Below are 10,701 nucleotides of genomic sequence, written 5' to 3' on the forward strand. Positions count from 1 at the left end.
TCGAATATTTCGACGTACATCGAAATGGATGGGTCAGCAGACTCTGGGGATTCAGAAATAATTCGACAACCATCAAACAATTGTCAAAGGGGATAAAACCTGAGTAGCGGCAGTGTCACGAATGCAAATGAGCCTGCATCACGAATCCCACGCTTCAAAAAGTTTGCTTCTCGTTACAGAGTCTTGCTTCCAGTTACAGGCTTGAGAGCTCTGCCAGGTACGCGTCCCACACATCGCGACGCAGTGTGAGCTTCGCCGTGCGGCCTTCGCGGGCCACATCCACCAGCCCCGACTCCTGCAGCTCTTTCAGGTGGTGCGAAATCGTCGCCGGGGAAAGGCACTCATGCGCCTTCAGCATCGAGCACGGCGTATAACCGCTCTCGCACTTATTCTTCGCCACCTGCTCCAGAATGCCAAAGCGCTTCGGGTCAGAAAGAACGCGAGCAATCTGCTCGAACTGTTCCTGCGAAAGCCGGGTTTTCTGCGCCGTAGGCATAACGTACCTCTATCCTAGATGACCGCAGCGATTCAAACGATTCATTCGCGCCAGATCGCCCTCTTTACGGGCTAACCGTGCCTACCGCAATGCCTACCGAAACCGCGCCGGTATAGCCCGCGCTCGTCGACCCCGTCAGAGCTGGAATCAGCGGTGTCGTCTCACTTTTGTAGATAGAATCACCGCTGTCCTTCGTGTCATAACCCGTGGTCGAGTACGCCGAGTTTGCCGCATAAACCGCCGCGCTCGTCGCGTCAGTAAAGAAGATCTGCGTCGTTGCTTCTGTCGTCGGCGTCACACTGGCTCCCGCCACAGTCGTCGACGCAATATTCCTCACCTTGATGTGAATATGCGGACAGCGTCCCGAGTACGCACCCGGATACACCGTTGTAAACGTTACCTGCCCGTTCGAATCCGTGTACTGGTAGCCGCGCAGAAAATTCTGCCCCCGATGGTCAAGCCCGTTATCGTTCGTCGAGTTCAGGATGTCCGAGTAAGCCCCCGCCCCATTGCAATGCCAAATATCAACGCGATACCCCGAAAGAACGCTGTTGCATGAGACGTTGTTGATCGTGATCGTCAGCGTCAACGCTACGCCTGACATCGTTCCAGCCGAGCCCTCGGAGTCCGTACGAATGTCCGTACGCAATGGGATCAGTGAGTCCAACCCATAAGCGGCGCCGTCTTTGGCGTCGAGTGTGTCGTTGACCCCATCGACAAAGTAAGGCCCGCGCGTCACGTTCGTTCCCACCACACACGCACTCGTGCCAGAAGAAGACGTCGACGTACCGCTTGAATTTACCGTGCCATCCGAACCGCAACCTACCGCAGCCACCGCTCCCAGCGAGGCCAGCGTCCACAAAACATCTCGCCGCGAATAACGAGGAAGGTCGAACGACTCAGCGAGTTCCGCTTCGGTTTGCGATGGGCGATGTGGACGAAGTATGTACATGGCACACACTCTGACGCACACGTTTCCCCTAGTGTTTACGAGGCTTCGAGAAGAATTACCGTCGGCTCACGAGACACCGCTCGACTAAGAACTACCGATCAGCACGCCTGCGGCGAACACCAACCCGCCGCCCAGCACCACCTGCACCAGCGACATCGCGAAGCTCGACTTGAAGAACCGATAGCGCACCCATGCGATCACCAGCAGTTCAATACCCACGACAAAATACGCCAGGATCAGCGCCCGGTGAACGTTCGGCAGCAGGAACGGCAGCGTGTGCAGAAAGCCACCCACGAACGTCATCGCTCCCGTCACCACGCCGCGAAATACAGGATTGCCACGGCCCGTGAGCTGTCCATCATCCGACAGCCCTTCCGAGAACGCCATCGAGATTCCCGCCCCCAGCGCAGACGCCGCGCCGATAAGAAACACCGTGTGCGAGTTATGCGTGGCAAACGCCGTGGCAAAAATCGGGGCCAGCGTCGACACAGAGCCATCCATCAACCCGGCCAGTCCCGGCTGCACCACACGCAGCACAAACTGCTTCTCCGTAGAGATGCCGGTGATGTTCTCTGCAAACGATTCGGAGCTATCCATCTGCGAATACTATCGCGAGCGCTCACCACAGGATTCCACAAACAGCAACGGCCGACATCCTCTTCCAGGACATCGGCCGTTGCCTTCTGCAAACGTCAGCTCTGCGGCTTCATCGCAATCGCCTGCTGCGGCACAGCCTCACCATGCACGGTCACCGCACAGTTATGGCCCAACCACTCATCGCGCGTCGGGTAGTAGAGCGTGAACTCGATCTTCCCCGTCTGGTCCCACGACGTTTGGATATCCGCAAACGATCCAGGCTTCCCGATCACTCGCGACTCGGTCGTGTTCTGCGTCTCCCAGTTGTCATCCGTCCAGATCACGCGGAAGCGGCGCTGGTCCGTGATGCGCAGCGTCCCGCCCTGCACCATCGCAGAAATCGGCCGACCCACCTGGAAGATCTCCATACGCGACTCAAACGTGCGCTTATCCTTCGGCACCGCGTAGCGCTCTTCCACCACGCTGATGCAATCGAAGACCTTGCCATCCGACACCGAACGCAGCAGCTTCACATACTCTGCATGCGCCCACACCAGGGGCTGCGCCGAACCGGCCGAGCGGCCGAAGTACATGCCCTCCGAAGGCAGGTCCTTGTAATCCCAGATCTGCTCCGGCAACATACCGCCGAACGACGAGAACCGTTCAAGCGCCGTGATGTACGGCTTCACATCTCCACCTGCTGCCAGCTCAAAGTGCGCACGCTCGCCCGTCAGAATCGGCCATGCACGTCCCTGTCCGTAGTGGATGAAAGGCTCACCGTTCTTCCCCTGGCCATAGCCATCATGGTTGTAGCGACGCCAGCAAGGACCATACGGCGTGTCGATCTTCAACACCTTGTCGATCACCTTCAGCGTGTTCAAAATCAGCGGATCATCCGGGCGGCGAATGCCATACCGCACCAACTCCAGGAAGCCGCCATCCACTACCTCGCGCGCTTCAAACGCATACCGCTCACCCGGCTGCCGGTTCGCGATATTGATCATTCCCGCCGGGATCGTCGGGTTATGGAACGGCTCACCCTCTGCCGGCGGACGAATGCGCATGTAGTGATACGTCACCTCGTCGTCGAGCACACCATTCTTCGTCGTCGTCCACTCGTCCAGATGCGCTTCGATCCAGTCGGCGTAATCCTCCAGGAACTTCGCCAGCTCCGCCGAGCCATACGCACGGACAATGTCCGCTGCGCAGATCAGCGCCGAGATCACCGCTGCCAGCGTCGAGGGCGAGTAGCCCGCATTCTCTTCCCAACGCTCCTGTTGCGTCACCGGCGCATACCGCGTCAGAAACGCCGCTGCGCTCGTAATGAATGGCAGCACATCGAACTGCCCCAGCCCATCCTGCTTCCAGATGCGCCACGCCAGGATGATTGGAAACGCAACTTCATCCAACTGGATACCCGACCAGTACGGCGTGCCGTCGATCCAGAAATTCTGCGCAAAGCCACCGTCCTCATGCTGCGTACACGCCAGGTAGACCAACGCTCGCCGCGCCGTGTCCACACGGCCACAAGCCAGCAGCGCACCGGCGGAGTGACACATATCGCGCGTCCACACCAGGTGATATCCGCCCAGATCATCATCCGACTTCGCATTGCCCCACGGGATCGAAGCCGACGCAATGAACGCGCCCGAGTACGTCTTATCCTCATGCGCCAGGATCAGGTTGTGCGAGATGCGCATCAGCCTTCCACCATCGGTCGAGGCCTTCGCCAGCTTCTCCGGCGACTCCGCCCGGTGCCACTGCTCGACAAAGCGCTTGCTGTGCTCCGCAAACGGCGTCGACAACGTCTGCATCAACCCCGCCACCGCCGAGTGATGTCCTTCGCCCAGCGAAATCGCAATGGTGAATTCACGATTGCGGGCCACATCAATCTCGCCCATGATGGCGATGTTGCCGTCAATCGCCTGCCCAAACTCCCACATCATCTTCATGTGAGTCGTCAGATCTTGATAGCCGTCGCTCGTACCCACAAAGCCGCACGACGTACGCGAGAAGCCGCAGCTTGCTCCGAAGCACAGGTTCAGATTGTTCTTCCACGCCAGCACGCAGCGCCGTCCGGAAACATCCACCGCTCGCGCCGAGTTCCCCGCGCCGCCGCCATCCAGATGCGGAGCCAGCAACGCATAGCACTTCAGCCGCGAGACAACAGACTCATCGCCCTCGACCTTCACATGCATCAGCACCACCGGATGATGCGGATCGGTGATGAACTCTTTGGTCACGGTATACCGTCCGCCGAGGTCGTTCGCGACGACGCGTACCGCCAGCGCATCTTCATCGACGTAATGAAAGTCGTACTCGAAGTCGCGCTTCTCTTCGTGGCAGAACGTCTCTCCGTCGGTAAACAGCAGCTCCATATCGCGAGTCTGCGGACGGTCGATCGTCGGAAAGTAAATCTCGTTCAGAGTGCCGTGCGAAACCGTCGCCCAGATGCGTGAAGACGCAGCATAAGCGGTTAAAACAGCGTCTTTTTTGGACGAAGTCCAACGCGGTTCGAGCCCCGGGCCGCCAAAAGCAGCCCCCTGATCATCCAGCCAGCGGTATGCGCTATCCAAGACTGCCATGCGTGTATTCGACCACAAAATCGTTCTTTGCACGGCGAAGCGTGTATCCATCTGCTATACATGCCGTACCTACCCATGCGTAACCCTTTGAGCACCCTTGGCCCTCGCACCCTCGTCCCTGCACTTCTGTTCGCTGCCGCAGCCACTCCCCTCTGGTCGCAGACTCCGCCCGCGCTGGACAAATACGCCGCCGAGCCTCTCGTCGTAGAGAAGGCCGCAGACGTCATCGTCATCAAGGCCGATGGCACCGGCACCCGCCAGCAAACGATCGCCATCAAGATTCAGACCGACGCTGCTTTGCGCTCGCTCGGCGTACTGAACGTTGGCTTCGCCAGCGCCTCCGAACATGTCACCTTCCAGTACGTCCGCGCGCATCACAAGGACGGCACCATCACAGAAACCCCGCCCAGCAGCGTCATCGAACAGCCCACCGCCGTCACCCGTGAGGCGCCCTTCTACAGCGACCAGAAGGAAGCCCAGCTTCCCATCAAGGACCTCCGCGTCGGGGACACCCTCGAATGGCAGTACACCGTCATCCGTACCCGTGCCGAGGCCCCGAACCAATCCTGGGGCGCCGAAAACCTTCGCGAAAGCTCTGCCATTACGCTGAACGAGAGCGTCGAACTCCACGCGCCAAAAACTCTGGCTCTCACCGTCTGGACGAACCCGACGCTCAATCTCAAGCCCAAAGAAACCACCGTCGGGGACGAAAAAGTCTGGCTCTGGGAAGCCCAGCAGCTCAAGCCCACCGCCGGCCCGGAAGCCGAAGCAGAAGCGAAAGCCAAGAAGGGCAAGCTCCTCACCGAAGACGAGATCAAGGACAACGAGCAGGGTAAGCTCCCCGGCATCGCCTGGACCACCTTCCATAGCTGGGACGAGGTCGGCATTTGGTACCGCTCCCTCGCCGCTAAACGTGCCGTGCCCGACGACGAAATCCGCGCCAAGGCTACCGAACTCACCACCGGCCTCAAGACCGACGACGAGAAGATCCGCGCCATTTATGGCTACGTCTCCACGCAGATCCGATACATCGGCGTAGCCTTCGGCGTCGGCCGCTTCCAGCCGCACGAAGCCGCCGACGTGCTCCACAACCAGTACGGTGATTGCAAAGACAAACAGACGCTGCTCTCCGCCCTGCTCAGCGCTGTTGGCATCCAGTCCGACGCCGCGCTCATCGGCGCGGGCATTCGCTTCAACGACCCCGTTCCCTCCCCCGCGTCCTTCAACCACCTCATCGGCCGCGTCATGCTCAACGGCAAGCCCCTCTGGCTCGACCCTACCGAAGAGGTCGCGCCCCCGGGCATGATGTACTCCGCCCTCCGCGACAAGGAAGCGCTCGTCATCCCGCCCAGCGGCCCAGCGAAGATCGTAAAGACCGTCGCCGACATGCCCTTCACCGGGGAAGACACCTGGACCGCGGTGGGCAAGCTCAACGCAAACGGCATCTCCGAGTCACACATCGTCACGACCTGGCGCGGCGATGAAGAGCTGGTTTTCCGTTCCGCTCTCAAGTCCATTCCGCCCTCGCAGTACAACGAGGTCTCGCAGCGTTTCGCCGGCAGCTTCGGCTACGGCGGCACCACCAGCCACGCCGAGTTCAGCCGTCCCGACGACACCAGCAAGCCTCTCTCCATCGCCTTCGACTACCACCGCGAAAAGGGTGGCGACTGGCCCAACCTCCGCATCATCCCGCAAATGGGACCATCCGGCATCTCCACCGTCAACGAGAAAGAGCCTCCCGTCGCTCCCATCGACCTTGGCACGACCAAGACGCTCCATAGCCACTCCGAAATGACGCTCCCCGAAGGCTGGACCGCCACCCTTCCCGAAGCCATCCACGAGCGCAGCCGCTGGGCCACCTACGACCTGACCTACAGCATGGACAAGGGCACGCTCATCACCGACCGTAAGGTCGTCATCCTTGAGCGCAAAGTCCCCGCCAGCGAATGGCAGACCTACAACAAATTCGCCAACGCCGTCAGCGAAAACTACGTCCTTCTGCATCGCAAAGGCATGGAGTCCACCCGCAAGACGCCCATCGACCCGCAAAAAGAACAGCGCCTGCAGGAGCTACGTACCGAAGCCGACGCCGCGTGGAAAGCAAAAGACCGCGACCTTCTCGAACGTATCGTGAAGAAGATGAAAGCCATCGACCCCGACGGCGACCGCGTCCACGCCTGGCAAGCTTCCGTCTACGAAGGGAAAGGAAAGTACAAAGACGCCTTCGACGAAGACCAGAAGGAGCTTGATCTCTACCCCGACGAAACCGACCGCTATAAATCCCTCGTCTGGATCGCCGAGCGCATGAGAGACAAAGCCCTGACGCTGGACACACTGAAAAAATGGAATCAGGCCGATCCTTCCAGCACAGAAGCAGCCATGGGCCTCTCCTCCGCCCTACTCAGCAATGACGAGCCAACCGCAGCCATCACCGTTCTGGAAGCCGCAGTGAAGAACACCACCGACGGCTCCGACGAAAACGAACAACTGCGCACACAACTCGGCAGCGCACAGCTCAAAGCGGGCCAGAAGAAAGTCGGTGAAACAACACTCGCCGCCATCATCAATACGACCCAGGACGCAGGCCTGCTCAACAACGCAGCCTACGCGCTCTCCGAAGCCGACATCGCACTGCCGCTTGCAGAGGACGCGTCCAAACGCTCCGTCAGCAAGCTCTCTGATGCCAGCGTTGGCTGGACACTGGACGAAGACTTCAGCGCTCTTCGCGGCAAAACCAACCTCGAAATCGCCGCCTGGGACACGCTGGCCTGGATCTACTACCGCGAGAAGAAGCTGCCCGAGGCCTACGCCTGGCTTGCCCCTGCCGCGCGTAACCGCTCCGACAAGACCATCACCGACCACTTCGCACAGGTTAAGGAAGCCATGCTGGCCGCAAAGCTGACCGTACCTGCCGACCCCACCGAAGGAAAAAGCTCGCAGCAAAAGCGTTCCCTCGATCTCGATGGTTTCACAGCCCCCAAGGGGGTCTATGAGTACCATCTCCTCGTCGGCAAAGGCCACGTCGAACGGGCCAAAGCCGTCGCCAACGATCCCCCCGGAGCATCCGACGCCATCAAGCGCCTTGATCTCACCTCCTTCTTCCCGGCACAGAGCGATGCCAAGCTCGCATTCGCTGGCTTCGTAAACTGCGTCAGCAACAAATGCACCGTCGTTCTCGTTCCGTAACGTCACAACAACAGAACAGAAACGCCCCGCGAACACCGGGGCGTTTCTGTTTCCCGGGAAATTCCCCACAAGCCGGATCAACAACATTTGCGATACCCTCAACCCTGTAGCGTCGCCTGTGCCCGAAGCTGCATCCAACTGGAGACAAGGGCGCAGACCGCGATGCATCCGGGCCCGCGCTAATCGATTTCCCCTAAAGCACAACCGAGAAGGAGCCTCCCCATCATGGCGTTTGAATTGCCTGCACTGCCTTACGACTACACCGCTCTCGAGCCGACCATCGACGAAGCAACCATGAAGCTTCATCACGACAAGCATCACCAGACCTACGTGACGAACCTGAACGGCGCGGTAGAAAAGCACCCCGACCTCGGCAAGAAGACCCCCGAAGAGCTCGTCAGCGACCTTGCTGCGATCCCCGAAGACGTCCGCACCGTCGTTCGCAACAACGGCGGCGGCCACGTCAACCACACCATGTTCTGGGAGATCATGCAGCCGAACGGCGGCGGTGAGCCCACCGGCGCTATCGCCGAACAGATCACGGCTGACTTCGGCACCTTCGAAGACTTCAAGAAGAAGTTCAACGAGACCACCGCCAAGCAGTTCGGTGCCGGCTGGGGCTTCCTGGTATTCAAGGGCGGCAAGCTCGAGATCGTGACCAAGCCCAACCAGGACTCACCCCTCTCCGACGGCCTCTACCCCATCCTCGGCAACGACGTCTGGGAGCACGCCTACTACCTCAAGTACCAGAACAAGCGCCCCGACTACCTCGCCGCATGGTGGAACGTCATCAACTGGGCAGAAGTGAACAAGCGCTTCGAAAAGGCCAAGAAGTAACTCCTCTTCAAGCCAAAGAAATCGGCCACCTCGATTGAGGTGGCCGATTTCTTTGCGACACGCATGGCTTTACCGTCGCCCATCTGACCTCTTTATGGCTGGGTATTTCTCTTGCTGACAATACAGCTTCGCCGCTTTTCCTGAACCCTCTCGTGTTGCGGCACAACCTGCACGATCACCAGTTAGGGCGGCGCAGCTTCTGAGTCTTACCGAGGAAGCAAGGGGTAGCCCTTTGTGGCCTTGAGGAAGAAGCAGGCGTCAAGCCTAATCCTTAGGAAGGGAGCAGTGGGCTTCAGCCCACTGAACTCCTCCCCCGACAGATGGCCCTTTAGCGCCGGGCTCTCTTGAACGAGCCCCACGCTACCGGCTCGCCAGCACCGGATGCGCGGCCACATACTCCCGCGCATGCTTCACTTCGGGCAAACCCGCATCCGCGTCCTTCCAGGCATCCAGAAACAGCGCATACTCATCCAGCGCGAGCTTGGAGTTACCCACCGCTTCGCTCGCCTGCGCTTCTCCATACAGCTCGAAGCCCGAGTTCGGACGCTCCTTCAGGGCCTTCGCATAGGCCGCATGAGACGCAGCAACATCTCCAGCGCGAAGCAGCAGCAGGCCTTCCGCTTCCGTCACCGGCTGAATCAGCGAAGGCGGCTCGTGATAGCCCAGCTTCGTCTCTGCCTCGGCAGCGGCATCAAACAGCTTCTTCGCTCCCGCAACATCCTTCTTCTGCAGCGCGACGCCCGCTTGCAACTCCTGCGACATAATCTTCAGGCTGCTGACCAGCGAAGGCATCATGGCATCCGGGTCCAAAGGCTCTTGCACAGGACCCTTCGGGTGCTTCTCTCGCTTCACCTTCGCCGCAGGAGGAGGCGTCTTCGCCACGACGTCTGCCTCCAGCTTCTTCGAAGCCACTTCAGCAGCAGCAACATTCCCGTTCTTCAGCGCCTGCATCCCGCTGGCAAACACCTTCAGCTCGCCGGCCAGAAAGTTCAGGTTCACTAGCTTGGCATCGGGGCTGGCTTTGTCCAGCATCGTCTGTACCGCCGTCCAATCGCCCTGCCGCATCGCGACAGGAAGCGTCAGACTCAGCCGCGTCATGGAATCATTCGGAGCCCACACGTACAGCGTCGCCATCGTGCGTCCACGCGCCGCAACCAGCCTCTGAGAAACCACTTCCGCCTCTGCGAACTTGCCCTCCTCCATCAGGTTGGCAATCCGATACATCAGGTTGTGGACATAGTTCCAATCGTCGTCGACGTCCACGTGCTCCGCCTGCAGATACCCTTCATCCACCGCTGTCGAAGCTGCAAACCACTTCTCTGCGCTCGCATAATCACCGGTGCGATAGAAGATGTGGCCCGGCATGTGCACCATGTGGCCCGAACTCGGCGCCAGACTGGCAAGCTCCTGCGCACTGCGAATCGCACGCTCCGGGTGATTGGTCGGCTCCATCGCATGGATCCAGTAGTGGTTCGCCGCCGAATCGTCTGGCACAGCCTTCAGCGCCTCTTCCAGCACCGTGATCGCCTGCCGCGTGCCTTCCTTCGGCTCGCCGTCGTCGTAACCGTCATCCAGATATCCGGCGAGGAAGATCTTCGCCTGCAGGTCTGTCGGGTCCATCGCGACCGCCTTCCGCATCAGGCGGATGGCTTTCTCGTCCTTCTCGTCCTTCGCGCCTTCGCGATTTTCACGGTCGGCAACAGCCGCCTCGATATAAAGCTGCTCTTTCGGCGTCGCCTTCTTCTTCAGTCGCTTCGCCTGCTCCAGCGCCGCCGCAGAGTACGCGTCCCAGCCACCGCGAAACGTCTGCGCCTCGTAAAGCCCCCAGTAGCACATCGCACAGTTGGGATCGACACGGATAGCCTGCTCAAACGACTTCGCCGACTCATAGTCCCAGAAATCATGGAAGAGGTTTAGCCCCTGGGTAAACCAGACCTGCGCTTCGGGCGTCGCCATCACCGTTAGGTGAGCATTGCCGACCCCGGTCATCGGTTTTGCCGCTGGAAGGTCCGCAGGCGCAACGACTGCTCGCATCGCCCCCATATCGTGCCCCATCGAGTGCTGGGCAC

Annotated in this window: 7 protein-coding genes; 2 read left to right on the forward strand and 5 right to left on the reverse strand. The window is 59.9% G+C overall.

Annotated elements, in window-relative coordinates; genetic code table 11:
- Nucleotides 1–193 precede the first annotated feature (193 nt).
- The 4 genes from PW792_15220 to PW792_15235 all read right to left on the reverse strand — a co-directional run bounded on the left by PW792_15220 (nucleotide 194) and on the right by PW792_15235 (nucleotide 4,609).
- Nucleotides 194–496: a winged helix-turn-helix domain-containing protein gene (locus PW792_15220; GenBank protein MDE1163273.1), complete on the reverse strand. Its 303-nt coding sequence runs from the start codon at nucleotides 494–496 to the stop codon at nucleotides 194–196.
- Nucleotides 497–560: 64 nt separating this feature from the next.
- Nucleotides 561–1,448 (reverse strand): hypothetical protein, encoded by an 888-nt coding sequence (locus PW792_15225; protein MDE1163274.1) that lies wholly within the window; start codon nucleotides 1,446–1,448, stop codon nucleotides 561–563.
- An 84-nt stretch (nucleotides 1,449–1,532) separates the two neighbouring features.
- Nucleotides 1,533–2,045 (reverse strand): VIT1/CCC1 transporter family protein, encoded by a 513-nt coding sequence (locus PW792_15230; protein ID MDE1163275.1) that lies wholly within the window; start codon nucleotides 2,043–2,045, stop codon nucleotides 1,533–1,535.
- A gap of 95 nt (nucleotides 2,046–2,140) precedes the next feature.
- The gene (locus tag PW792_15235; GenBank protein MDE1163276.1) at nucleotides 2,141–4,609 is read right to left on the reverse strand and encodes a glycoside hydrolase family 15 protein; all 2,469 of its coding nucleotides are present in this window, start codon (nucleotides 4,607–4,609) and stop codon (nucleotides 2,141–2,143) included.
- An 87-nt stretch (nucleotides 4,610–4,696) separates the two neighbouring features.
- On the opposite strand from PW792_15235, the gene PW792_15240 reads away from it, so the two are divergent.
- Nucleotides 4,697–7,795, forward strand: a complete 3,099-nt coding sequence (locus PW792_15240) for a DUF3857 domain-containing protein (GenBank protein ID MDE1163277.1) — start codon at nucleotides 4,697–4,699, stop codon at nucleotides 7,793–7,795.
- Between the two features lie 225 nt (nucleotides 7,796–8,020).
- Nucleotides 8,021–8,632 (forward strand): superoxide dismutase, encoded by a 612-nt coding sequence (locus PW792_15245; protein MDE1163278.1) that lies wholly within the window; start codon nucleotides 8,021–8,023, stop codon nucleotides 8,630–8,632.
- A 360-nt stretch (nucleotides 8,633–8,992) separates the two neighbouring features.
- On the opposite strand, the gene PW792_15250 is transcribed toward PW792_15245, so the two are convergent.
- Nucleotides 8,993–10,666 (reverse strand): hypothetical protein, encoded by a 1,674-nt coding sequence (locus tag PW792_15250; GenBank protein ID MDE1163279.1) that lies wholly within the window; start codon nucleotides 10,664–10,666, stop codon nucleotides 8,993–8,995.
- Nucleotides 10,667–10,701 lie beyond the last annotated feature (35 nt).

It is taken from the genome of Acidobacteriaceae bacterium, assembly GCA_028283655.1.
Lineage (GTDB): Bacteria > Acidobacteriota > Terriglobia > Terriglobales > Acidobacteriaceae > Granulicella.

What these genes read in the sequence shown, in the direction of transcription:
- PW792_15230 (MDE1163275.1), bottom strand. Translation starts at nt 2,045, where the DNA reads ATGGATAGCTCCGAATCGTTTGCAGAGAACATCACCGGCATCTCTACG.
- PW792_15245 (MDE1163278.1), top strand. Translation starts at nt 8,021, where the DNA reads ATGGCGTTTGAATTGCCTGCACTGCCTTACGACTACACCGCTCTCGAG.
- PW792_15220 (MDE1163273.1), bottom strand. Translation starts at nt 496, where the DNA reads ATGCCTACGGCGCAGAAAACCCGGCTTTCGCAGGAACAGTTCGAGCAG.
- PW792_15235 (MDE1163276.1), bottom strand. Translation starts at nt 4,609, where the DNA reads ATGGCAGTCTTGGATAGCGCATACCGCTGGCTGGATGATCAGGGGGCT.
- PW792_15225 (MDE1163274.1), bottom strand. Translation starts at nt 1,448, where the DNA reads ATGTACATACTTCGTCCACATCGCCCATCGCAAACCGAAGCGGAACTC.
- PW792_15250 (MDE1163279.1), bottom strand. Translation starts at nt 10,666, where the DNA reads ATGCGAGCAGTCGTTGCGCCTGCGGACCTTCCAGCGGCAAAACCGATG.